General features: G+C 44.3%; 20 protein-coding genes. 10 read left to right on the top strand and 10 right to left on the bottom strand.

Annotated elements, in window-relative coordinates:
• Window position 1: 1 nt before the first annotated feature.
• The gene (locus tag BS617_RS06335) at window positions 2-625 is read right to left on the bottom strand and encodes a MotA/TolQ/ExbB proton channel family protein (protein ID WP_075172014.1); all 624 of its coding nucleotides are present in this window, start codon (window positions 623-625) and stop codon (window positions 2-4) included.
• Between the two features lie 60 nt (window positions 626-685).
• The gene (locus BS617_RS06330; protein ID WP_075172013.1) at window positions 686-3,115 is read right to left on the bottom strand and encodes a DNA internalization-related competence protein ComEC/Rec2; all 2,430 of its coding nucleotides are present in this window, start codon (window positions 3,113-3,115) and stop codon (window positions 686-688) included.
• 74 nt (window positions 3,116-3,189) lie between these two features.
• On the opposite strand from BS617_RS06330, the gene BS617_RS06325 reads away from it, so the two are divergent.
• Window positions 3,190-3,708, top strand: a complete 519-nt coding sequence (locus tag BS617_RS06325) for a DUF2062 domain-containing protein (RefSeq protein WP_075173465.1) — start codon at window positions 3,190-3,192, stop codon at window positions 3,706-3,708.
• A gap of 79 nt (window positions 3,709-3,787) precedes the next feature.
• Here the strand turns inward: BS617_RS06325 and lolD are convergent, their stop codons facing one another.
• Entirely contained in the window at window positions 3,788-4,501 is a 714-nt protein-coding gene (gene lolD, locus BS617_RS06320) for a lipoprotein-releasing ABC transporter ATP-binding protein LolD (protein ID WP_075172012.1), read from the bottom strand.
• Window positions 4,494-5,738, bottom strand: a complete 1,245-nt coding sequence (locus tag BS617_RS06315; RefSeq protein WP_075172011.1) for a lipoprotein-releasing ABC transporter permease subunit — start codon at window positions 5,736-5,738, stop codon at window positions 4,494-4,496. The genes lolD and BS617_RS06315 overlap by 8 nt, the downstream gene beginning before the upstream one ends.
• A gap of 196 nt (window positions 5,739-5,934) precedes the next feature.
• On the opposite strand from BS617_RS06315, the gene BS617_RS06310 reads away from it, so the two are divergent.
• The 5 genes from BS617_RS06310 (at window position 5,935) to BS617_RS06290 (ending at window position 11,802) form a co-directional block, all read left to right on the top strand.
• Complete coding sequence (locus BS617_RS06310; RefSeq protein WP_075172010.1) at window positions 5,935-6,798, top strand: DNA replication terminus site-binding protein; 864 nt, start codon at window positions 5,935-5,937, stop codon at window positions 6,796-6,798.
• A gap of 90 nt (window positions 6,799-6,888) precedes the next feature.
• Window positions 6,889-8,472, top strand: coding sequence for an alkaline phosphatase (locus tag BS617_RS06305; protein ID WP_246283333.1), 1,584 nt, complete (start codon window positions 6,889-6,891; stop codon window positions 8,470-8,472).
• Window positions 8,473-8,495: 23 nt separating this feature from the next.
• Window positions 8,496-10,160, top strand: a complete 1,665-nt coding sequence (locus tag BS617_RS06300) for an alkaline phosphatase (RefSeq protein ID WP_075172008.1) — start codon at window positions 8,496-8,498, stop codon at window positions 10,158-10,160.
• 53 nt (window positions 10,161-10,213) lie between these two features.
• Window positions 10,214-10,984, top strand: a complete 771-nt coding sequence (locus BS617_RS06295; protein ID WP_139303134.1) for a hypothetical protein — start codon at window positions 10,214-10,216, stop codon at window positions 10,982-10,984.
• A gap of 155 nt (window positions 10,985-11,139) precedes the next feature.
• Entirely contained in the window at window positions 11,140-11,802 is a 663-nt protein-coding gene (locus BS617_RS06290) for a DUF3047 domain-containing protein (RefSeq protein WP_075172006.1), read from the top strand.
• Window positions 11,803-11,965: 163 nt separating this feature from the next.
• Here the strand turns inward: BS617_RS06290 and BS617_RS06285 are convergent, their stop codons facing one another.
• Window positions 11,966-13,264 (bottom strand): PAS domain-containing methyl-accepting chemotaxis protein, encoded by a 1,299-nt coding sequence (locus BS617_RS06285; RefSeq protein WP_075172005.1) that lies wholly within the window; start codon window positions 13,262-13,264, stop codon window positions 11,966-11,968.
• 317 nt (window positions 13,265-13,581) lie between these two features.
• On the bottom strand, window positions 13,582-14,475 hold the full coding sequence (locus BS617_RS06280; protein ID WP_075172004.1) for an AraC family transcriptional regulator: 894 nt from the start codon (window positions 14,473-14,475) through the stop codon (window positions 13,582-13,584).
• A gap of 199 nt (window positions 14,476-14,674) precedes the next feature.
• Between BS617_RS06280 and BS617_RS06275 the strand changes: the two genes are divergently transcribed.
• Window positions 14,675-15,625, top strand: a complete 951-nt coding sequence (locus BS617_RS06275) for an SDR family oxidoreductase (protein ID WP_075172003.1) — start codon at window positions 14,675-14,677, stop codon at window positions 15,623-15,625.
• Between the two features lie 74 nt (window positions 15,626-15,699).
• On the opposite strand, the gene BS617_RS06270 is transcribed toward BS617_RS06275, so the two are convergent.
• The gene (locus BS617_RS06270) at window positions 15,700-16,893 is read right to left on the bottom strand and encodes a multidrug effflux MFS transporter (protein ID WP_075172002.1); all 1,194 of its coding nucleotides are present in this window, start codon (window positions 16,891-16,893) and stop codon (window positions 15,700-15,702) included.
• An 88-nt stretch (window positions 16,894-16,981) separates the two neighbouring features.
• Here BS617_RS06270 and BS617_RS06265 point away from each other — a divergent pair, with 88 nt between their 5' ends.
• Complete coding sequence (locus tag BS617_RS06265; protein ID WP_075172001.1) at window positions 16,982-17,476, top strand: MarR family winged helix-turn-helix transcriptional regulator; 495 nt, start codon at window positions 16,982-16,984, stop codon at window positions 17,474-17,476.
• Between the two features lie 79 nt (window positions 17,477-17,555).
• The gene (locus BS617_RS06260) at window positions 17,556-20,249 is read left to right on the top strand and encodes a DUF2339 domain-containing protein (RefSeq protein ID WP_075172000.1); all 2,694 of its coding nucleotides are present in this window, start codon (window positions 17,556-17,558) and stop codon (window positions 20,247-20,249) included.
• Window positions 20,250-20,316: 67 nt separating this feature from the next.
• On the opposite strand, the gene BS617_RS06255 is transcribed toward BS617_RS06260, so the two are convergent.
• The gene (locus tag BS617_RS06255) at window positions 20,317-23,271 is read right to left on the bottom strand and encodes a choice-of-anchor I family protein (RefSeq protein ID WP_075171999.1); all 2,955 of its coding nucleotides are present in this window, start codon (window positions 23,269-23,271) and stop codon (window positions 20,317-20,319) included.
• Window positions 23,272-23,425: 154 nt separating this feature from the next.
• On the opposite strand from BS617_RS06255, the gene BS617_RS06250 reads away from it, so the two are divergent.
• A complete protein-coding gene (locus tag BS617_RS06250; protein WP_083609950.1) occupies window positions 23,426-23,980 on the top strand; it encodes a retropepsin-like aspartic protease family protein in 555 nt (184 codons plus the stop codon).
• Window positions 23,981-24,077: 97 nt separating this feature from the next.
• Here BS617_RS06250 and sucD read toward each other — a convergent pair whose 3' ends face one another.
• Window positions 24,078-24,953 carry a succinate--CoA ligase subunit alpha gene (gene sucD / locus BS617_RS06245; protein WP_075171998.1) on the bottom strand — a complete coding sequence of 292 codons (876 nt, stop codon included), beginning with the start codon at window positions 24,951-24,953 and terminating at the stop codon, window positions 24,078-24,080.
• A gap of 2 nt (window positions 24,954-24,955) precedes the next feature.
• Complete coding sequence (gene sucC, locus BS617_RS06240; RefSeq protein WP_075171997.1) at window positions 24,956-26,122, bottom strand: ADP-forming succinate--CoA ligase subunit beta; 1,167 nt, start codon at window positions 26,120-26,122, stop codon at window positions 24,956-24,958.
• Window positions 26,123-26,237: the final 115 nt, after the last annotated feature.

Raw genomic sequence — 26,237 nt, 5'->3', positions numbered from 1 at the left:
TTTATTTATCCTGATCGGCTTCGCGTTCACCGTGAACAATCTCAACCAACTTAATGGCCTCTTGCTCCATATCCACAACTAAAGTATCCACTTTTCGTTGTAAATGACGATGAAAGATAAGCGTAGGTATAGCAACAGCTAGCCCGGTTGCTGTTGTAATCAAAGCCTCAGAAATACCACCCGCTAGTACCGATGCATTCCCGGTGCCTTGTGCCATGATAGCCGCAAACACTTTAATCATACCGATGACCGTACCCAGCAGCCCAAGTAGCGGGGTTATAGCGGCAATAGTACCTAACGCCGTTAGAAAGCGCTCTAGCTCATGAACGACCTCGGTTGCGGCCTCTTGGATGCTCTCTTTCATAATCTCACGGCCATGACGAGCATTGTTTAAGCCAGCCACCATAATACGACCTAAAGGACTCGCTTTTTTAATCTCTTTCATTTGTTCAACGGAAATAGAACCCGCTTTTAGTCGTGACCAAATATCATTGGTTAAGCCGGTAGGCGCAATTTTTTCTGAGCGCAACACCCAGAGACGCTCTAAACAAATAGCTAACGATAGAACCGAGCAACCAATGATAGGTACCATTAGCCACCCACCTGATGAGATTAATTCAAACACGTGCAAGCCTCCTAAAATGAGGGGCTACTTTACCATAGGTTTTACCGCTGGAATATGGCCTTAACCCTTTGACCAAAAGCGTTTTTGTCGAGTACGCCAGGTTTCTGATTCGCAACGCCCATTTAACGTTTCGTACAAAAAGACGGCACCGTCTTGGTCTGTTCTCAAGACATTATCGGTGTAACTATGTACACGGCTTAAAACGTCTTGATGCGGATGACCATAGCGATTCAAAAAGCCGGCACTAAATACAACGGTTTTCGGTGTGGTAGAAGCCAATAAAAATTCACCGGTGGAGTGCCGACTACCATGATGACCAGCCAACAACCACTCTACAGGTTTCAACTGAGACGACAGCTCCTGTTCAACACCTTCATCAATGTCACCGGTTAACAAAAAGCTACATGAGGACGACCTTATCTCCAGGACACAAGATTGATTGTTAGTGACCGATGTTTGACGTTGGCTTGGCGCTACTAGATAACGAAACGAAACGCCATCCCACTCCCATGCGGTTTGTTCTTGGCATTGTTGATACGTATTAATAGGAAACTCAAGTAAGTGTCGAGGAGAGCCGCCAGTTAGTCGATCAAAGCTGATCCCATGGTCGTAAATAGCTTGTAAACCGCCCGCATGATCATTATCTGCATGGCTTACCACCAGCTCGTCTATCAGAAAGCCATTAGCGCTTGGTGAGAGTTTAGACAAGGCAGGTAAGACGGCTGATTCAAATGCAGAACCACCAGAGCGATACCTTGCTCCCGTATCATAGAGCAACCGATGATTTTGAGTGGATATTAGCACTGCATTCCCCTGCCCTACATCAAAAACCACCGCCGAGAATTGACCTTTATTCATGCGCTCTTGCTGTGGCAAAAAAGCGGGCAAACAGCACAAAACTCCCACCCACCGTAGCCGTCCTTTTACAGGCTGCAATAATAAAAAAACACCCACCAAAAGACTAAAAAGTGCCCAATAAGAAGTCGCTAATATCAAATAGATACTTGAGTTACCTAATAGATTTACGATGAAACTCACGACAGCATCCAAAACCGACCAAAAGACAGACAGTAAATTTCCGACCATCATCAGAGGAAGCATCCATCCACAATAAGCGCACAATAAGGCAGGAACACTCAACAACAAGATTAATAAAATATAAGGAATAGCCAGCAGATTCACAAAAGGAGAAAGGATACTCACTTGCCCAAAAGACAGCGTCACTAAGGGTAACATCACAATAGTAATCCAGATTTGAGCACGAATAGCTGTTTTGATGCCGGAAGATTGACTACGCCTAGCAATCAAAAGCAACAAGGCCCCAACGGCACCAAAACTCAGCCAGAAACCAACTTCATAAATACTCAACGGGTTTAGCAACAACACAAGAAACATGGCAAACCACCAGCGCCGCCAAACACTTGGCGGGCACTTGAGTAACAACCCTCCTAACAACACAGCCGCCATGATCCAGGCACGCTGAGTGGGCAAACTAAACCCAGCAAGGCCAACGTAAATACCGCTCAACACTAATGCAAAAAATACTGGCAACACGCGCTCAAGCCATGGCCAGACAAGTCCACCTTTATGCCCGAGTCGCAACCCCAGATAAGTACAAGCAACTAAACAGCGCCCTATCCACCAGCCACACCACACACAAATTCCGATGTGTAAACCACTAACAACTAATAAATGCGATGTCCCCGTTTGCTCCATCAACGCCCAATGATCATCGGATAGCCCTCCTCGATCACCCAACAACAAAGCTCGATAGCTTGCTGCAATCAAAGGCGAATCGCTCCACAATTCGGTTAACCAGTGAGCCAATTTAAATCGAATAAGTGAAACCGATATATCAGGAGCTTGATAGTCTAAGTGCTTCTTTACATAACCGGTGGCATCAATCCCCTTAATTAACGCCCATCGTTCATAATCAAAACCATAAGGGTTAGCTAAACTATGCGGCGGTTTTAATTTAGCAACGATAGTAAACGTGGCTCCGGGCAATACAGACACATCAGACTTAAACCAACGGAGCCGTATCCGCTCGAAATTTGCATCCTTGAGTTTTACGCCTTCTGGGGCGCTAATAACGTTAGTGACCTGCAAATTAAAACGAATCAGGTCTGTCTCATGCGAAGGCAGGCCAATTACACGCCCCTCGACCACCCAATCCCCCGTGTGTGCCTGAGGAAGCCTAGACTGCAAAAGACGATCAGCCGAAACGGTAAACCATGTAAAACCCATGCCCCAACAAATAGTGGCGTACAACAACGTTCTAAGCGAGAAATGACTCGCCCCAAAAGAATGATCAAGCCCTTTCACATGACGTTGGCCGAGGCGCGAAAAACCTAATGGCCTTGTCACCCAAATGACGGACTTGGCGCCATACACCAAAAGAATGACAAGAATAAAACTTAAGCAGAAAACCAAAGAAACAAGGAAAGGTAATTGCGATGCTGTGAAAATGCCTAAAATAAATCCGATCATCCGTGATCTCGTGTTGGATTACTGCTCGCGCCTGTGCATAATACCGCTACGTTTTTCAAAGCTGTACGATGTATATGCCACGTAAGTTTATAAAGAAGTACTTGCCTAATGAGTCAAGTCTTAAAAACCACAAACATCTTAGCTGGCTAGGCAGTCACCTGCATGACCCAGCCTTGTGGCATCTCACTCGGAAATCCTTTTCCAAAGCGTTTCTCGTAGGGATATTTTGTGCGTTTTTGCCGTTCCCGCTTCAAATGCTCATTGCCGCACTGCTCGCTGTATTTATGCGTAGCAATATTCCCATATCTGTCAGCTTGGTGTGGATTACTAACCCTTTCACCATTCCGCCTATTTTTTTCTTTACCTATCGAGTGGGCACTTTTTTATTAGGCTCACCTGAGCGCAACATAGAACTGAGTTTTACTCGCGAAGCCCTATCTCATGACTTGCCTGCCATTTGGTGGCCACTACTGACAGGCTCACTCTTTTGCGGGATCGTTTTTAGTATAATTGGGTATTTCGTTGCGAGCCAATTTTGGATCTATTACGTCAAAAAAAGCTGGTCACTTCGCAAAAGAAAACGTAAAGATTAATTAGCTAACCTGAATCACGGCTGAGCATGCACTGGCGTTATAGAGAACCCACAAGCTAGTGCACACCATCTTACGTCTACTAATGATTAGTAATTTCGACGAGGCCGCCATCGGTCAATTCAAAGATACGATCCATCTTCTTCGCCAAATCAGGATCATGCGTGACAATAATAAACGATGTATTCAAGTCTTGATTCAACTGTGACATCAATGCCTGAATCTCTGCCGCGGTTTGCCTATCCAAGTTTCCGGTTGGCTCATCCATCAACACACATGCTGGCTCAGTTACCAATGCTCGCGCTATAGCTACCCGTTGACGTTCACCACCACTTAATTGCGCTGGCTTATGAGATAAGCGATGAGACAAACCGACTTTCTCAAGCAATACTTTTGCTTTATCGGCCGCCTGCGCTGGCGATTGCTTAGCCAACATTAAAGGAATAGCCACATTCTCAACCGCAGTAAACTCAGGTAGCAAGTGGTGGAACTGATAGACAAACCCCAGCATACGATTTCGGATTTCAGATCGACGCTTTTCAGACGTTTGATAAAGCACTTCTCCGCCTACCGTTACCGACCCACTCGTAGGCCCTTCTAACCCACCAAGCATATTAAGCAAGGTACTCTTCCCCGAGCCCGAAGAACCAATAATGGCTATTCGTTCACCCGCACCAACAGACAAAGAAACCGACCGTAGCACTTCAACTTCATTGCCAGCTTCATTATACGTTTTACAGACATCATCACACACCATAACGGCATCTTGAGTCGCTGCAAAAGATTGATCACTCATAACGTAAAGCCTCTGCCGGTTGTGTTTTGGATGCACGCCATGCGGGATACAAGGTGGCTAAAAAGCTAATTGACATAGCCGATGCTGTAATCAGCACCACATCAGACATATTTAATTGGGAAGGCAAATAGCTAATAAAATACACATCCGCTGAAAGAAACTGCACACCCAGTACGCTTTCTAGCCAAGCAACCAGATCTGTCACAGTAAGCGCGAGTAAAGTCCCTAACCCCGCACCCAGTAGCGTGCCGGCAAAGCCAATAACAACGCCCTGTACCATAAAGATACGCATGATCATGCCGGGTGTAGCACCTAGTGTACGTAAAATTGCAATATCTGATTTTTTGTCCGTAACCACCATTACTAAGGTAGAGACAATGTTAAATGCGGCGACAAACACAATTAAAAACAACAGGAGCCCAATCATTTTCTTTTCCATCTGAATGGCTTGAAATAAATTACCATGAGTACGTGTCCAATCCGAGATTAGATAATAACCTGGTAATTTTGAGCCAATTTCCCGAACTGCCGAGGGCGCTTTAAATAAATCGTCTAACGTTAAACGAATCCCCTCAACACCTTCCGGGATACGCTTAATTTTCGCAGCGTCATCAATATTGATATAAGCAAGGCTACTATCTAATTCAGCCCCTACCGAAAAAATACCAACAACTGTAAAGCGCTTAAGCCGTGGCGTAACTCCCGCAACGCTAATAGATGCTTCGGGTAGAACAAGAGTGACTTTATCACCCATACGCACACCCAAATACCGAGCTAACAAATCGCCCAGCACAATACCAAAGTTAGCCTCTTTTAATGTATCCCAAGATCCATTAAGCATATGGTCGGCAACGATGGATACCGCTTTCTCTGCTTCCGGATCAACACCTTGCACCATAACCCCTCGTACCTGCCCGGCATTGGTTAACATTCCTTGAGCATGAATAAACGGAGCGGTTCCAATAACTCGGGGATCATCCAAAACGGTACTCGAAATAGATTTCCAATCTTCAATCGGCTGATCATATCCAGTAATACTCGCATGAGGAACCATCCCTAAAATGCGATCTTTTAATTCACGGTCAAAACCGTTCATCACAGAAAGCACCAGAATAAGTGCCGCTACACCCAGCATTAAGCCAAGCATAGAGACAAGAGAGATGAACGATATAAAATGGTTATTGCGTTTTGCAGCTGTGTAACGCAAGCCCACAAAGAGGGAAAATGGTTTAAACATAATTGCGGATTAAATCACCGTTATTGGGACAACTCTAATTAAACGTTTCACTTTCTCGATCCTTTACCTTAATTAGCCGTAAATCGAGGCTGGATAGGTAAAATGAAACACTATATGGTCTACTTCAGAATATGGTAAGTTTATCTTGTTATATGTTAATCACAAGTGACTGAATTTATTAGGCTAAATAACCATTATGAGCATCCTTAACGAGCATATAGACCTGATTACGACCGCATTCGATCAGTTTAGTGCCGACTTGATAGTATTTAGCCAGCATCTTGCCAACTCAACACGACCTATCTTTTTAGGCAATCCACCAGACCCTTTTCAAACAGCCAAACATCAGGCTATCGATCTATACAGCAATATATGGCACCAGGATAACGGCGACGGACGTAAAACCAAAAGTTACTATGGCCTAGTGGGCTGTGATGACACCCTCATTAATTCAGCCCACCAGCTCAATGCCAGCAAAGCCAATCTCAAACAGGCCGTTAGTATACTCAAACAAAAAGGTTTAGCTGAATTAAATCAAACTCTACATCAACGATCGGCCACTATTAATGAAGCATTGAATAAACAGGGTTTAGGGAGGCTTCACCTTAAACAATGTTACCGAACATTACCTATTGTTGAATCATGCCCTGATCGTGTCCGTTTTAGCTGGTACACCAGTGGCCGAAGTATCAAAAAAATTACGGTAAAAGAAGCCATAGACAAACTACTTAAAATGGGAAGTGACAAACCTCATATTGCCCTACAACTTGATAAATTACAGCGCCTAAATAGCCACACTCCTTTGGCGCAAATTCAGTCTCAAGCTCCGCTTATACGAGCCAACTTTGCATGGAAAACAGAAAACGATCAATGGAAACGCCAAGCACGCAATTGCCCACTACCCATCCTAATTCCACTTGCAGCCAACCAAAATCTGCCTGAGTGCAACCGCTTACCCGACAAAGCACCAACAGAGCGACAGCGCGCTTTAAGAGCAGACAACCTCATTGATCCCGAGCCTTTCATACCCAGTTTGCGTATACATTTGTACTGCGGTTAACCAACAACAAAACCATCATCCGTTCTTCACCGAAACGTAACATTACCGCTCTAAGGTATGTGGAGCTATTACACATACACATCGGAGCAGATGATGAAAACAATCGCGACTACACTCTCGCTAGCCGTCGCAGTCGCCATGGCTAATGCCGCTCAGGCCGATATTTTACCCGCTTATCAATCCGGCAGTGATTGGTTTACTGAAGCGCAAACAGCCATTGCAGATAAAACTCAGTTAGAACGTATCAAAGCAGCTAAAAACGTCATTTTATTTGTTGGCGATGGCATGGGAATCTCCACTCTCACTGCAGCTCGTATTCTAGAAGGTCAAAACAACGGGAATACCGGTGAAGAAAACCTGCTTTCCTTTGAAACGTTCCCCTATTCTGCTCTAGCTAAAACCTATAATACCAATCAACAAACACCTGACTCAGCTGGCACAATGACAGCAATGATGACAGGGGTAAAAACCAAAGCCGGTGTCATCGGTCTATCACCGGAGGCTATTCGTGCCGAATGCGAAAATAACCCCAATCATCAATTATTTACAGCGCTGGAAGCTGCCGAGCTCGTAGGGAAAGCAACGGGCATTGTCTCAACTGCTCGCCTAACCCATGCAACACCCGCGGCCACCTACGCTAAATCACCAGAACGCAACTGGGAAGATGATTCAGATATGCCAGAAGAAGCGATTGCAGCAGGGTGTACAGACATTGCCAGCCAGCTAATCGACTTTCCTTATGGTGATGGTATTGATGTAGCCATGGGTGGCGGTCGCCGTCATTTTCTACCCAATGATGCCACCGCTAACTCAATTGATGCCGTAAGCACTGTGGAAGGCGACCGGACTGACGGGCGCAACCTAGTTGAAGAGTGGAAAAACGCCCATTCAGACGGTTACTATGCCGATGTGCAAAGTGAATTTGATGCCATCCCAAATACTGCAAAAAAAGTATTCGCTTTGTTTAATGAATCACATATGCACTATGAAGCCGACCGCACAAATGACATTGGTGGCGAACCTTCTCTCACACAAATGACAGAAAAAGCCATTAATGTGCTAAGTAACGACGAGGACGGTTACTTCCTGATGGTTGAATCTGGGCGTATTGATCATGGTCACCATGCAGGTAGCGCTTACAATGCCTTGACCGATGCGGTAGAACTATCAAATGCCGTAAAAAAAGCTGTTGAACTAACCAATGATGAAGAAACACTCATCATTGTTACCGCCGACCACAGCCATGTATTTACTATTGCCGGCTACCCTACTCGCGGAAATCCAATTCTCGGCAAAGTTATAACAAACGATGGTTCAGGTGCGCCCTTAAGCGATGAGTATTTAGCAGCCGATGGCATGCCTTATACAACCCTCGGATATAACAACGGATTAGGCTATGCATCGCTCTCAGGTGAGACCGATGCTGATGCTCGCTACGACACCGGTGCCTACCCCATTTCCTCAGGCACACGTGTTGATCTCGCTTCTGTTAATACACAAGACTCAGGCTTCCACCAAGAAGCACTTGTCCCATTATCATCTGAAACTCATGCAGGCGAAGACGTCGCTGTTCATGCTATGGGACCATCCGCTTACTTATTCCAAGGCGTCATTGAGCAAAACGTGCTTTTCCAAGTAATGAAGACTGCCATGTCAATTGACGACGAGATCTAAGGCCAGATAAAAGGATAAACATCATGAAAACTTTTAAAATGACTTTGCTGGCCACTTCAATTGCTGTGCTAGCTGGTTGTAACTCATCTGATGACAACGACGATAACAAAGTCAGTATCGCACCTAAAGACGAAGCGTCACTCGCGTGGTACCAAAACAGTGCTGCTGAAGTCACCACGGCTGAATCTGTTGCTCAAGCAATCGACAATGCTAAAGGCTCTGCTAAGAACATTATCTTATTCGTCGGTGATGGAATGGGCGTTTCCACCGTTACTGCTGGCCGAATCCTTGAAGGCCAACAGCAGGGCATGACCGGCGAAGAAAATATGCTCAGCTTTGACGATTTCCCTTTCTCAGGTCTGTCCAAAACCTACAACACCAACCAACAAACCCCAGACTCCGCTGGTACGATGACAGCCATGATGTCAGGTGTTAAATCTAAAGCGGGAGTGATTGGTGTCAGCGAAGATGTTGTGCGTGCCGACTGTGTATCCTCGCAAGGCACAGAACTAGCCACCGCCTTAGAATTGGCAGAGATAGCCGGTAAATCCACCGGAATTGTGTCGACAGCACGAATTACACACGCCACCCCTGCCGCTACTTATGCTAAATCCCCTGAACGTAACTGGGAAGACGACGGTGATATGCCGCAAGCGGCCAGAGATGCAGGCTGCTTAGACATAGCCGACCAACTTATCCAATTTGAAGATTTGCTGGAAGCACGCGTAAATGGTGGTGCCGACAGTACATACATCGATGGTATCGACGTTGTGATGGGAGGGGGTCGTCGTAGCTTCTTACCTAACGATGCTTCGGCTAACTCATTAGATGCTGTCAGCACTATTGAAGGCGACCGCACGGATGGCCGCAACCTAATCACCGAATGGCAGACCAAATACCCTACCGGCTCCTATATTATGGATCAAGCGGGTTTCGACACTATTGATCCAACCGCTACCACTAAAGTTCTTGGCTTATTTAACGAATCGCATATGCATTACGAAGCAGACCGCGCTAACGATGGCCAAGGAGAACCGTCACTCTCTGAGATGACTAGCAAAGCAATTGACGTACTCGACAATAACGAAAATGGCTTCTTCCTGATGGTTGAGTCAGGACGTATTGACCATGGCCATCACGCAGGCAGCGCTTACAACGCCCTAACTGATACTGTTGAGTTCGCCAACGCCGTTAAGGCCGCCGTTGAAGGCACTGATCCCGAAGATACTTTGATTATCGTAACCGCCGACCATAGCCACGTATTCACAATTGCTGGCTACCCTACGCGCGGCAATCCGATTCTCGGTAAAGTCGTGACCAATGACAGCAATGGTGAGCCTCTTTCTGAACCAGCCCTAGCCGCAGATGATATGCCATACACGACGTTGGCATATACAAACGGCATGGGGTTCCATGACTTAGGCAACGAGACAGATGCTGATGCTGTTTACAGTGAGGTGATTGTTTCTGGGCGTGCTGATATTTCAGCCGTTAACACAGAATCAACTGGCTTCCACCAAGAAGCATTGGTACCTATGTCATCAGAAACACACGCCGGTGAGGACGTAGGGATCTACGCTGTAGGCCCTGGAGCACAGTTAATTACTGGAACGAACGAACAAAATATTATTTTCCATGTAATGAATCATGCAGGCAATTTATTAGAACAAGCTGAAAACAGATTATAAATGCCCACAAAGAATAGGCAGCTCCGGCTGCCTTTTTGTATTTTCGGATTAAGATGATGAAACTAATCTACGCGACTATTTCGACGGCACTTTTTACTACTGTAACATTCACCAGTGCTGCTTATGCAGACGAAAGCTGCTCAGCAAGCGCTAACAGTTTGCATGCAAGCTATCAAGCAACCCAAACACTCAACACAGAAAACACGACTCGCAACATACAAGTAGATCTTTGGAGGCAAGGCAATGTCGTTATGCACAGCTATCCAAATGGAACCGGCGATATCTGGCATAAGCTCCCCAAAAACCAAATGCGCATGGATAAATATTTTGACCAAGCTAAACGACTCATTGAGTACGAAGCGGCCGACTTAACAACGCTTGGCAAGTCGAAAACATGGGATTCAGTCAATTACCTGATTAATAAAAACTTTTTAACTCAACTTACTAAAGAAAGCGAAACAGGTTCTGGTTGCCAGATAACCACAAAATACTCCGGTGAAGTCAATGGAACCACCTACCATATAGAGTGGAATCCATCACTTGATCTGCTCGTTTCCATGAAAGCCAGTAATAAGCGGCTTATTGAAAGTTGGAATCTAGCTCAACTAGACACCCAAAAAAGCGAAGTTGAAGCCGCTATAAATCAACGCTTCAAATACATGACAACCGATTTTGCCGATATTGGTGACAATGAAGCTGACCCATTCCTAATTAAAATGATCAACCTGGGTTATATCGATCATGCACCTCAAGCGGTGTATGACGCTAATGGGAATAACATTGCCCAACCAGCTCACAGCCACGAGCACGGCCATTCGCATTAACCCCTTCTTGCATGGCTCATTGTGAGTTAGCCCCGCCATCCTATGTCGGGGCTTTTTTATGCCAAGCACTACCTAACTGTTCACTTATCGAGTGGAACCCAACTCGCCATTAATACTCTTACGCTTAATAGCCATCAGTTTTTACTGGAATACCCATGCAACGAATAGCGTTTATTATCTGTGGCAGTCTGCTCCTCTCCAACTCAGCATTTGGGGAAGAAAACCTAACCCGCTTCGCACACGCCTCCTCAAGCGACTGGCAAACCAAAGCATTTGTCGGCGAAACGCTCTACAACATAGTAGATAAAGATAACCAAACTGTTTTAAAAGCCACAAGCCACAGCTCCGCCTCTGGGCTGATATATGAGCAGAAAATAGACCTTCAAAAAACCCCCTACCTAAACTGGCAATGGCTAATCGAAAACCGTCTAGGCCCTATAGACGAACGCAGTAAATCAGGTGATGACTATGTAGCCCGTGTTTACGTGGTAATCGATGGAGGCCTAGCGCTATGGAAAACAAAAGCTTTAACCTATGTGTGGTCGAGTAATCAGTCTAAGGGGCAAGTGTGGGATAACGCTTTTGCTGGTGATGCAGTTAAGATGATCGCCGTTCGCGGGAAAGACGCCCAAACAAACACTTGGTACACAGAAAAGCGAAATGTATACCGCGACTTGATTGCACAATTCGGTGATCAAGGAAGTGAAGAAGCTAACCTTAAAAAGTATCGTTATATAGACGCAACCGTCATTATGACCGATACGGATAACGCAGGAGGCTCCGCAACCGCGTACTACAGCGATATGATATTTAATTGATCAATTTATGGTTTTCCCTTTAATCCCCTTAGGCTTTAAAGGGAAAACCGTTAGCTTAAACCGCCTAAATTACTTATCGCGGTAATAGATTATGTAGAGCCTAGGTAGAATAAGCACGATTACTGCGCTATCAATAGTTTAGGCTAAGTGGTGAAACTTCTTATTACAGATTAGTTCTAAAATTACCCACTGCTTTTACTACTTCTTTAGCCCCTAATTGAATATCGTTAATCACTGACCCAGATTTATTGGATAGCTCAAGCGCTTCTTTGGCTTCACTCAAGCTACCATCTATTTGCGACACCGCTTTTTGCGTAAGCACTTTATTCTCGCTTACCACATTTATTATCTGCTCTGTCGCGGAGCTAGTTCTTGAGGCAAGCTGTCGGACTTCATCGGCTACCACCGAAAAGCCTCTGCCTTGCTCACCTGCTCTAGCGGCCTCAATAGCCGCATTTAAAGCAAGTAAGTTAGTTTGATCTGCTATGCCTTTAATACTTTCAACTAACTCAGATATTTTAGCCGATTGCACATCAAGGTTATAAATCCCTTTACTAACGTCCTCTAATTTAGCGGACAAATTATTCATTGTGTCGATGGTACTTCGGACCACAGCCAAACCATTTTCAGCATCGGCGTCAGTTTTTTGGGAGATTTCGAAGGCAATCTGTGCAGTCTCTGACATGGCTAACTCACGATTCATTTGATCGGTAATTAACGTTGCAAACTTGACTACTTTGTACAGTTCTCCATCGCTATTATGGATTGGATTATATGAAGCCTCTAACCAAATAACATCACCATTTTTATTGAAACGCTTGAAACGATCTGTTTTATAAACGCCTTTTTTCAACTGAGCCCAAAACGTCTTGTATGCGGGGGCTTCAACCTCTTCGGGATCACAAAAAATACTGTGGTGTTTCCCTAAAATTTCGTTTTTCGAATAGCCAGTTGCATTCAGGAAGTTATCGTTCGCGTCTTGAATAATACCTTCAAGGTTAAATTCTATAACTGCAGAAGAACGGCTGATAGCTAAAAGCATATCTTCTTTTTCTTGGGACTGAGAGATAGTACGGGTCAGCTCTGTAGAATAGACTGCCAATTGTCCATTAATAGGCTGAACAATACTCCTCAACCATGTTTCTGCACCGTTTTTAGCTCTAAACTGAATAGCACCATGCCAGTGATTCTTTTTATTAATGGCTTGCAACATGTTCTGAATATGCTGTTTGTTCATCGACTTTTCTGACAAAAAGTCTTTAATTTTCTTACCAACAATGTAACTAGTATCATAACCAATCACACCGCTAAAGGCTTCATTGACCTCTGTAATAGTTCCGTTTTCATCCACTAAAAAGTAAAGCATTTCCTCTTTTAATTCTTTTTCAATTGCGTCATACGCGGTAGCTTTAACTTGCAGACGGGAAATTTCATTTAATAATTTTTTCTTAGAAAACCACATTAAATATGTCTTCCCTATAATTAGTGGATTTTTAATAATCTAATATTTTCGCACACATAACGTTAGTTACATGACAACCTATAACTATAAGATTTATGTATCATATTGAACCTTGCCTGCACTAAATCAATGCACAGAACCAACTGTAACATCTTATTTTTGTTGGAAATTACAACAAAAAAAGATGTCTCAATAGCAATAAAAACCTTATATTTACTGATCATAGACCATAAACTGCAGAAATCAATTTTACTAAAAATTTAGTTACTTTTGTGACTGCAGATGTGATTTTAGTCATATTGAGAAACGCGGTCACACTACATCAACCCTGTGCCTGATTGCTCAAAGCGCCCCCATTGCTTAGGTGGCAAACCGTAAAGGCGCCTAAACTCCCTACTAAATTGAGTAGAGCTTACATACCCGACCTCCATGGCCGCTTGGTTCACAGTCATACCTGCGGCTATTTTGATAGCCGCACTATTAAGACGCATGCATTTTACAAACTGCACTGGCGACATCGTGGTCGCTTGTTTAAATTTTCGATGGAAAACCGCTCGACTCATTCCCACTTGAGAGGCCACCTCTTCGATAGATACTTTTTGATCCAGCCGAGAAGACAAATAAGCAATAGAGCGCGCTATTTCATTACCGACGCCAAAAGCACGGCTTACCGACTCACCAGAGGCTCCTTTTAAAACAGTATAATACAACTCCCTAAGCCGCCCATCACCTAGAAGGGCCGCTTCAGAAGGGCTATTTGAAATTTGAATTAGGCGTAACAGAGCCTCATTGAATGGGGCATCCCAGTCAGCCAAAGTAACCCCTTGCGGGATACGTCCACCTTTCGGTTTACGAATATCTAATCCCGAACTTTCAATTTCAATCACTAATTCCGTCATCACCCGGGTATCAAGAGCGATATATACACCCAACAAGGGATTATCCAGTGACGCTGCGGGGGACCCCGCTTCTACAGGCATCGATATAGCACAACACATATATTGACTGCTGTCATAAACATGCTGTTTGCCATCTAATATGGCTTCTTTCGCGCCACTTACGATAGCCACAATCGAAGGCTCATAGACCGCAGGGGCACAACGTATAGGCTCCGTAACTCTGAAGAGCTTCACCCCTTTTATACCAGTTTCGACAATGCCATCTTCGCTAATATTTTGTTGAATGAGTTGTTTAATTAACCTTTTATCCATTTTCACAAAATATCACCACACATTGCTTTACTCAACATAGCGATACAATTAGGCATAAAATAGCGACAATATCGCCTATTTTAGGTTTTCACTGATAGCTATAGTTAATTTTCATTTCGTAATTTAATAACACGACAAAGTACTAGGCTATACCACTTAACCAACTGTCAATGTAGCCTGCTATTGAGGATTTTAAGCAATGAAAAGCACGCAACAATGTGGTGAAGCAGGCTGGACACCAGACTCTCTTGGCTCACTCTCAGGAAAAACCTATGTCATCACCGGAGCCACCGCCGGAACAGGTTATGAGGCTGCACGCATACTCCTTTCAAAAGGAGCAAAAGTAGTCATGTTAAACAGGAATGTTGATAAATCAGAGGCGACAGTAAAGGCATTAAAACAGGCGATTAGCAACGAAATAGACGTTAGCTTCGTACAAATGGACCTAGCGGTAATGAGTTCCGTTCGCAAGGCTGCAGCAAAAATCATTAAAGAAGTCCCTCGTATCGATGCGCTTATCTGTAATGCAGCCATCGCTCAAGTGGCAAAACAAGAGATCACCTTTGATGGCTTTGAAAGCCAACTAGGTATTAATCACTACGGACATTTCTTGCTATGCGGTTTACTTTTCGAACAAATAGAATCATCTCAAGGGCGTATAGTGGTGGTTACAAGCGAAGGTTACAAAATGGGTTTAAAAACTATTCAGTTTGATGACATGAACTGGGATAAAAATTATCACCCCAACCATACTTACTGCCACAGCAAGTTAGCACAGATGATGTTTGCTTATGAATTACAAAACCGAATAAGACAGGCTGAAAAAAAAGTCAAAGTTTATGTGTGCCACCCTGGTGCATCTAAGACTTCGCTCATCAACCAAAAAGCTAATTTAATCTCTAGGCTCACTTGGTCTTTAATGTCTTCGACGCCCTTAGTACAGTCAGCGAGAAAAGGAGCCTACCCAGAGGTCATGTGCGCTACAGAAGACGACCTGAAACAACAGGCCTATTACGGCCCAACGGGGATCATGAATTTCGGCGGCCCTGTTGGCGAATGTAAACTTGAACCTTTCGTTTTAAATAGCGAGGTTATCACGCGTCTATGGAATATTTCTGAGAAGGAAACGTCTTTAACATGGCCTTTGTAATGATCTGCACAGGTAAATAACAGTATGAGCTAATACGCCACCAGCACCCATCCACGGATGGGTGCTGGTATGTATCATGATAATTGAGTTTCACTACTCACTTCGGTCTGCGCGTCTGAGTAAAATAAAACGCCTAACAGTGCAACTAATGTCGAGATCATCATTATGATGATAATTGGCCACAGAGAGTCATGACTCAGCAAGGCCGCAATAGCACTTATTGCAGCTGCTACAATATATTGCGTGGCTCCTAATACTGCCGCAGCAATCCCTGCATTTTTACCAAAGTACTGCATAAAACATGCACTTGAGTTAGGTACAACCCCGCCCATAGATGCCGTTGTGATAACAAAGCCAAACACCGCCAGCCAAAGGTTATTTGGAAAAAGACTGGTAGCCCCAATTAAAGTAGCAACCCCTATCAACTGTATATAAAGAAACACTTTTAATAGTTGTGCCGGCTCAGACTTGTGCAACAAATAACTATTAACCCTGTTGGTAACAGCAACACCACCAACATTTAATATAAGCAATGCTGAGAAGAAAGTTTCGCTAACATGAAAGTGCTCGATATAGGCAAAAGGCGCATTGGTTAAAAACGTCATCAAAACAGAAAAACCAAACCCTTGCGCTAATAAATAACCCAATGCTCGACGCTCTCGAAACACACTCATATAACCGCCACTGACTTCCGGCTGGGCTGTTTTAGTTTCTTTAGGCATAACCCATAAAGCGCAAATGGTAACAATGACTCCAACCACGCCTAGCGACGAAAAAATCCACCCCCAGTCTAAAGCTTTTAAAATTATTGTCCCAACCGATGGGGCTATTGATGGTGCCAACATACTTATCAACATGATCAATGAAAACAACCGGGCGGAATCCTTGCCTTGCGTATTATCACGAATGATTGCTGGGACACCGACAACAGATATCCCTCCGCCAATCGCCTGGAGCATTCGTAAGCTCCACAACATGACCAAAGAATCTGAATAAGGGATTAAGAAACTGCCTGCACTAAATACAATTAACCCAAGAACAATAATCGATTTACGGCCAAACTTATCAGATAAAGGACCACCAATCAGTTGCCCAATGGCTAAACCAAAAATATACAGACTGACTGTTACTGCAACCATCGAAATATCGGTACTCAAATCTGATGCCATCACTGGAATTGCAGATAAGTATCCGTCAGTTGCGAAAGGCGTTAGTGCCGAAATCCCAGCTAACAGAAATAAAATTGGAGCGGATATAAATTGATTCATAAGACCTCACTTTGCTTTCTAGAAAGATAGTATATGGATTTTACCTTTCTAGCAAGCTATATTGCTTATATAGCTCAGGAGTAGATTTATGATTAAGCAGACACCTGTAACTCAGGTATTACATAAAACCGAAAAAAACTGGCCCGAATCGCACCAAGAAATCTCACCCGAGATTCTGCGCATCTATCGAATTAATGATTACTTGCGTCAAAACGTTCAGATTGTTTTGGATAATTTTGGACTTCAAGCTGCTGATTTTGCAGTCTTAGAAACACTAAGAAAAGAGCCGGCCCCACACTGTTTGACGCCCACTGAATTATCAACAGCCATGCTTTTTAGCTCGGGCGGATTAACCAAAGTGTTACATCGCATGACAAATGCTGGATACATCACTCGAATCCACAACCCTCACGACAAGCGCGGAAAATTAGTTCAGCTAACAGAAAGCGGAGGGACATTAATCAATGAAGTGATTGTGAAGCTGCATTCACAAGAACAGAGCATAATGACTGCCCTTTCAACCCATGAGAAAACAGCTTTAAACCAGTTATTAGAAAAGCTTCTAAACGTCTGGGAGGAGTAAAGTTTAAATAATGTCTAACTAAAGGCTGTATGTGATTATAATACAAGAATAAATTCAGCTTTCGAAAGGATACACGCCCATGGATGAACTGGTAACCTTGTTTTTACTCGTCGTTTTCTTAGTTTTTCTGGGCGTCATCGGTGGTTGGGTTGCTTTCTTTCGAACTAAAGACCTACGCCAACGTGTTAGCTACCTGGAAGCTGAACTGCAAAAACTGACTCAAATAACAAAGCAGCCAGTCATCAAGCCCGCCCAACAAAGGCCTTTGCTTGATACGGCTCAAAATACTGACCAAACCTTAGCCAACAAGGAGGTTGAACCCGCCTCCGATGATGCTCCTCGCGAGGATACGCGCCCCGCTTATGATCACTGGCAACCCTCGTCACCACAACAGGCCAAAGGTTCAACCAATACTGGCGCAGCTAGCGACCGCGCACAACACATTACCTCCCAACAAGCATCAGCTTTTTTTAAGCATTTAAAACAAAACTGGCTAACCTGGGTCGGCGGTTTGTGTGTAGGTTTGTCTGGGATTTTCTTAGTTAAATACTCAATCGATCAAGGCTTACTGGGGCCTGAGGCTCGAATTGCGCTAGCTATTTTCATGGGACTTAGCTTCCACGGGGTAGCTTTTTGGCTCAAAGGCCGGCTTAACTTTAATAGCGACGCGGTTGCGGCATTAGCGGGCGGCGCAAGTATTACGTTATATGCGGCATTGTTGGCTGCACTGCACCTTTACAACCTTTTCTCTCCGACTCTCGTGTTTATTCTTCTCGCCTGTATTTCAATAGGCACTATGCTACTCGCCTTAGTTTATGGACCGGTGCTTGCGGCAATTGGTATTTTAGGCGCTTATATCGTTCCTATCCTCGTTAATACCGGCAGCAATAATGTGGCAGGAGCGCTCATCTACAGTGCCATTATTACGCTGTCTGCCTTCGCCCTCTTTCGCTATGTTTTTCGTCGGTGGTTATGGGTTGGCGTTATCCTAGCATCTACCGCTTGGTGGCTCATTGCTTACAATGAATCAGTTTCGCTCTCTATATTGCTGAGTTATTTAATAGTCATGGGTTATTCAGTACTGGCTATACGTACCGGCGATTGGGCGCTGAACCAACACGATACTCTACCTAACAGTCGCACGATTTGGCACGCACTGTATCGACAATATAAACGCCTTGCGCCCGATGAAATTTATACGAATGGAGTGCTTGCCCTACTCACGTTGGCTTGGCTGACCGTCGGTATGCAGCACACACTTAGTACGCCCGACAAAATTATTGCGATGGCCTTTTTTGGACTCCTTTTCTTCATCTGCAAACAACGCCCTAGCGTGGCATTTTTACCGCTATTGGCCATTACTGGATTTACGATAGTAGCCGCTTTAGGCTATTGGTCTCCTGACTATGTTCGACTTTTACCGCAAGCGACTATTGCTCAATTGTTAATTGGCATAAGTATCATTTCAGCCTTAGGCGCTTACTGGAATTTAATTCAAACTCGTTTCCAAGGCTATTGGAGCGCCCTAGCGACATTGACTCCAGTAGTTATGATGAGCTTGGCTTACCTACGCTTAGAAGGCTTTGCGAATGATTGGCAATGGGCTACTGCGGCGTTGATATTAGCGCTTTTTTACTCCGCGCTAGCCAAACAATTGGTCAAGGTACGCTGGTCAGATTTAATGGTCGTCTCTGTCTTGTTGGCCGCCCACTTCGCATATTCGTTAGCCGCTGTTATTCTGTTATCCGATGCGCACTTAACGCTCGCACTGTCAATCCAGCTTATTAGCCTATGCTATTTAAATAACCGTTATCCTATTCCTGTGCTTGTCCCTTGCGTCAAGCTTCTCGTCATCGGCATCGTCTTACGACTCACGCTCAATCCATACTTACCCAATTATGCATTAACGCCGCATTGGCCAATTTGGGTGTTTGGTGGGCCCTTTATTTGCAGCGTTCTGGCTTGGCGGCTTCTGCCGAGCTCTAGCCAATTACAAGGTTGGCTGCAAGGCGCCTCGCTTCACCTTTTAGCGTTAACCGTCATCGCTGAAACTCGCTATATGATTTATGGCGGTGATGTCTTCCATCTTGATTTTACCCAACGCGAAGCGGCTATAAACACATTGATATGGGGATCACTGGGTTTAGTTTATTGGTATCGCAGCACGCTGTCCGGCTCCTTAATTCGTCTTTACCAGATAGCCGCCAGTGCATTGCTAATAGGAGCACTAGCCAATTACTTATTTGGCTCGGTATTAGCGTTTAACCCACTATTCCACAAAAGCACATGGTTAACTGACACCCCTATTTTTAATACGTTACTACTCATGTATTTGTTACCAACTATCTTACTGGTACTTGCTTACTTCACGTTACCAAAACGGCTTTCAAAAGTTTTATTAGGATTAGTAGCCGCTAGTAGTTTCCTGTTAATCAACTTAGAAATACGGCACCTTTGGCACGGCGCAGCGATGCTAATCAGTGATGGCACAGAGCAAGGTGAGCTCTATACTTACTCCATGGTGTGGTTAGGTATTAGCATTGCCATTCTAGCCCTAGCGATACAGGTTAAATCCGCGCTTATTTACCGTGCAGGTATGCTAGTACTCATGTGTGTAGTGGCTAAGATTTTCCTTATTGACATGTCAGGTCTCAGTGGCCTGTTACGGGTCACGTCCTTCCTTGGTCTAGGTTTATGCTTATTAGGAATAGCCTTACTGCATCAAAAAATAGGCTTTGGATCAAATACAGCACAGCCGAGGGAAGCAGAATAAAGGATGCCGACAATAAAAAGGCGCTCACTTAAGGCGCCTTTTTATTATGTGGGAATAAAACCGCTAATTATTGCAACGTTAACTGATATATCGTTGTACTACCGGATACTTCGTTAGCAACAACCAATAATGGGTTACCATTCGGACTTTCTTCTGCACTAATAAACCGCATGCCTTCTGGCGCTACATCACCCTGTACTTCTTCATCGAGGCTACGGTCGATATTCTCAACGTAATCGACAAACTGAACACCGTACGGATTAGTAACGTCATAAACCATAATACCGCTTGTACGCTCTAACCCTACAAAAGCATACGTACGTTCACCAATGGTTCCTAAGGTCATTGCTTCTGGCTCAGCGCCCTTATCATCACTGCGCTTATCTTCGCCATTAAATAGCACCCCTAAGCGGCCCGCTGTAATTTTCCCAATGTCTGAATGACTGTCAAACACTTGCATTCCATCAGCCCAAATTGAGAACGAACGCGCTCCGTAATTGTGGATCACATCAATATCACCATCACCATCGGTATCGCCCGTTGCAGTAGTGACTTTCAGACGCCCCAACTGTTCCTCATCTTGCGCCGCCGCATATGAGGCATTATCAGCATCTAGCAGGTTACCATCAATGAGGTCTTCTGCTCTCTCTTCTTCCGAGTAAGCATCGTAATCGCGTGAATCACCTTCGTTCGCCGTAAACACGAGATCCATACCCATGTAAGACATCGTTGCAATCGTATCAGGCTGATACATACCAACCACGCCCTCATGCAATGCGAAGTTGATAGCATCATCTTTATCACTTGCATCTATCTCATTACCTGCCTCTGAGAAGTCTTTTGTACCGAGCGCATAAATGGCAGTGATAGATAGCGTTTCTAAATCAAGTTCAGCTATTGCATTTGCCTCTTGCAGAGCAACAAATGCTTTACTGCTATCAGAGTTAATAGCGATATATTCAGGTTCTAAATCTTGAGCAACAGTCGCACCGGGGCCAAATATGCGAACTTCGTTAGACAGTTCATCATGACGACTGCCGCCCACGTTAAACGCCGTAAAATCTAATGTAGTAGCAGTCGTTGCCGGAACGCCATTAGTCACAGAGATAACAGAAACTGACCCTTCTGGATCCACTGTATAATCAATGTTTGGCTCGCCTTCATTGGCTACCAATACCTTAGTCCCGTCGGGTGTGAACTTAACCATATCGGGCAAAGCTCCCACTGTTACAAAACTAATAAAGCTTGGCGTTGCACCACTAACATCGTAAAAAGCAATGATGCCGTTAGCTTGTTTGTCGTCGTTTTCAACCGCTACAGCCAGTAAGTTATCATGAACCGACACACTATTTGCGGCCCCTAATTCAACACTGGTCACATCCGCTTGAACGTCCAATGTACCAACCAAAGCAAGGTTGTTTAAAGCAACAGCGTTATCAACAGAAGTATTAGTCAAAGATGACAAGTCTAAGATATCGACTTTTTTGTTATTAGCATTAACAACAAACACTCGTTCAGAAGCCGCATGATAGTCAACAATTTCTGCGGTACTTTCATCAAAAACACCTGACTCATAGCGGCCAACAACCGACATTGATAAACGTTGAGGAGCTGCCGTGGCTTTCATTGCCGCAGGAGTAGGTAAAATAGTAATGATGGATTCTTCGCCAGCAATACCAAAATCGTTGTCATTGATGAGCAGCAGATGATCCGCATCAAGTAACGCGATACCTTCTACTTTAGCTGGCAAGCTAGAATCAGACGGCATGTCGGTCAAGGAATTAAATACAAGCTCTTTGGTAACGGGTACAGCATCCAATGCTGATGGATCAAATACTTGTTCTAACGTTTTTGATTCATCACTTTCGGGAGCCATAACCGTAGCGTCACTAATGTCCGTAGACATAATGTTGTCACCAGTGGCCAACGAAATACGATAGAGCTTTGTCGTATTAGTGATACGCTCTAAAATTACTAAATCGTCATCCCCGACCGCAAGCATCTCTGACACTTTGACATTATTTTGCTTAGTAGAAACATCGCCATTACCCTCAGTATCAGCAAAACTTTGTGGGTAATCTAACTCGTAAACATACTCACCATCTTGAGCACCTAAGGAGCCATCAGCATTTAGAGCATACTTAAAAACACGCAAGTGACGTGAGCTTTTATAGGCATCAGCATCTGGGTTGGCTAACGGGCTTTGCATGGCAAAATATAAAGCATCTTCATCTGGAGACAGTGCGATAGACTCAATGCCACGGTTTAATTTGCGCTTTTTTAATACATCCGGCAGCGCACCACTGACGGGGTAACCCGCATCTGATAAATCCGCTGCTACTGACGCAGGTACTACGCGCTCGATGATTTCACCCGTTGCACTAACATGCACAATGGACGGCCCATACTCTTCAGAAATCCAAAAAGTACCATCACTTAACTTAACCAGCGCTTCCGGATCTAATCCATTATTATCAAAATCTAAAGAAGCCCCAGTTAAATCAAACGCACCTTCAGTGTCCGTTGAAACTAAGTCATTCGTCAAACCACTGACCACTGTACCGTCTGTTTTTTTCAGAGTAATGGTCTCAATAGCCTCAGCCGAGTAATTCCCCGGCGTTCCAGATAGCTTCCACTTTACAATCATCGGGGCAAAATCAGCGACTGGGAAAATTTTACCGTCTTCATTGCCCGCGCCACATAACTCATCCACACCCAATATATTCGCAGAATCACCACACGCTATATTAGGGCCTCGATCCGTGATGGTATAAAACTCTGATGCGCTGTCAGCCGACGCGTGGTATGCACCGCTGCCATAGCCTATGGTTAACGGCAAGCTCGCCTCAACCCCATCTTTCTCATAGGTGACGACTTGCAAATCAGCATCTACATTAAGAGAAGCGACAGAGCCTTGAGCCACATCTAACGAAAAAGAGGACGAATCATCATCTGATGAATTACAACCAACCAATAATGCCGACGTAATAGCTGTTGCTAAAACCGTGTGCTGAAAGCGCATATCTACTCCAAGGATGCTTAGTAAAAAAGATCGAGTTTAATCAGAGCAGATGTCTAAAAGGATACAGAAATATGACGGTTAGATGACGCAACAAAACGATTAAATTTAATCGATAAATGAACTTTAAAATCCGAGAATCTTCTAAACATTATAAATGCTTAAAAAAGGGAGAGCGGTTATTTCTACCATCGATAAAATGTCATCTATCATGCGCTACTTAACATGGATTATTGCATTAATAATGCTCACCATGTTTTTTAGCACCTGGTTGGAAAAACAAAGAAATCCAAACCAGTACTTAATGACATCTCATACCAATGCCGAACCTGTCATTTTGAATAGAAATCGACAAGGACATTACGTTGCAACTGGCATGATCAATCAGCAACCTGTTGTCTTTTTATTAGACACTGGCGCTACCGTGTTAAGCATCCCAGAAAATATCGCCAACAAATTAAAGTTAGAAGCCGGCGCAAGCACACGTGTGTCGACTGCAAACGGAAGTATTTCCGTACACCGCACGAACCTTGAACAAGTGCAATTAGGAAACATTGTGCTAAAAAATGTTGAGGCTCACATCAACCCTTATATGGATGGCGATACTGTATTACTGGGTATGAGCTTTCTCAAATATCTTGAATTAAGGCAGCTAGGAAACACATTAACATTAAGTGTTCCAACACAGACCCATATCGACACGCAGCTGTAATTATTGCCGCTAGGAAAAAGAAACCCAAACCACAGCAAAAAATAGATACAAAAAAGGCAGCCTAAGCTGCCTTTTTTAACGAACCAAACTCACTGAATTATTTCCAGCCAGTAATCTCGCCTAATGCAACACCGATATCTGCCAAAGAGCGAACCGTTTTAACACCAGCATCTTCAAGTGCAGCAAACTTCTCATCTGCTGTACCTTTACCGCCAGAGATGATCGCACCAGCATGTCCCATACGCTTACCAGCAGGTGCAGTTACACCAGCGATGTAAGATACTACAGGCTTAGTTACGTTAGCTTTGATATAAGCAGCCGCTTCTTCTTCAGCACTACCACCGATTTCACCGATCATAACGATCGCTTCAGTCTTAGGATCTTTTTCGAACATTTCTAGAATATCGATAAAGTTAGAGCCTGGGATTGGGTCGCCACCAATACCAACACAAGTAGATTGGCCGAAACCAGCATCAGTTGTTTGCTTAACAGCTTCGTAAGTTAGTGTACCTGAACGAGATACGATACCTACTTTACCTGGCAAGTGAATGTGGCCAGGCATGATACCAATTTTACATTCGCCCGGAGTGATAACACCTGGGCAGTTAGGGCCGATTAAACGCACACCTAGCTCGTCGCACTTCACTTTACATTGCAACATATCCATTACAGGAATGTGCTCAGTGATACATACGATCAGCTTGATACCCGCATTAGCTGCTTCAAGGATAGAATCCTTACAAAACGGAGCAGGTACGTAAATCACAGATGCATCAGCACCCGTAGCTTCTACAGCTTCAGCAACCGTATTGAATACAGGCAAACCAAGATGCTCAGTACCGCCTTTACCTGGTGTAACACCACCAACCATTTGCGTACCGTAAGCAATAGCTTGCTCAGAGTGGAAAGTACCCTGACCACCAGTAAAACCCTGACAGATAACTTTAGTATCTTTGTTAATCAGAATGGCCATTATTATTTACCCTCCGCTGCTTTAACTGCTTGTTGAGCAGCATCAGTCAAACTTGTTGCAGCGATGATAGCCAAACCAGATTCTGCTAGACGCTGCGCACCCAATTCTGCGTTGTTACCTTCTAGACGTACAACGACAGGAATAGTTACACCTACTTCCTGAACTGCACCAATGATACCGTCTGCAATCAAGTCACAACGAACGATACCACCAAAGATGTTAACCAGAACGGCTTTAACTTTTGTGTCTTCCAGAATGATTTTAAACGCTTCAGTAACACGTTCTTTAGTTGCACCGCCACCAACGTCTAGGAAGTTAGCAGGGAAACCACCGTGTAAAGAAACGATGTCCATTGTGCCCATTGCAAGGCCAGCACCGTTTACCATGCAACCGATGTTACCGGTTAGCGCAACGTAGTTAAGATCCCATTCTGCAGCGCGAGCTTCACGCTCATCATCCTGTGAAGGATCGTGCATTTCTTGAAGATCTTTGTGACGGTAAATAGCGTTACCATCGATAACGATTTTAGCGTCTAGGCAATGAAGGTTGCCAGCTTCAGTAATAACCAATGGGTTAATTTCTAAAAGAGCCAAATCTTTTTCTTCAAACATTTTCGCAAGACCTAGGAAGATCTTAGTGAATTGTTTGATTTGATCGCCAACTAGACCAAGCTTAAACGCTAAGTCACGCGCTTGATAAGGCTGAGCGCCTGTTAGCGGATCGATAGACGCTTTAAGGATTTTCTCTGGAGTTTCTTCAGCAACCTTCTCGATTTCAACACCACCTTCAGTAGATGCCATGAAAACGATGCTACGAGTAGAACGATCCACAACCGCACCCAAGTACAATTCTTGAGCGATGTCTGTGCATGTTTCAACTAAAATTTTAGAAACTGGCTGACCGTTTTCGTCAGTTTGGTAAGTTACTAAGTTCTTACCTAACCAGTTAGCAGCAAATTCTTTTGCCGCTTCAGGTGTTTCAACCAGCTTTACGCCGCCCGCTTTACCGCGGCCGCCTGCGTGAACCTGAGCTTTAACAACCCATTTATCACCACCGATTTTTTGAGCAGCTTCTGCAGCTGCCTCTGGAGTGTCTACCGCGTAACCTTTAGATACTGGCAGACCATATTGAGCAAACAGTTGTTTGCCTTGGTACTCGTGAAGATTCATGCTCTAGTCCGTTGTGTTGTCACTGATAAATCCGAAGGGTTTGCCCTCCGGGGCCACAAGGCTTATGACAAGCTCTCGCAATATCGGCCGAACTTGTGGTTCGGCCGAAACTATG

It is taken from the genome of Neptunomonas phycophila (assembly GCF_001922575.1).
In the GTDB taxonomy this organism is placed as follows: Bacteria; Pseudomonadota; Gammaproteobacteria; order Pseudomonadales; family Balneatricaceae; genus Neptunomonas; species Neptunomonas phycophila.
The sequence above is the reverse complement of the archived record's forward strand: the minus strand, read 5'-3'. Positions and strand labels throughout refer to the sequence as shown.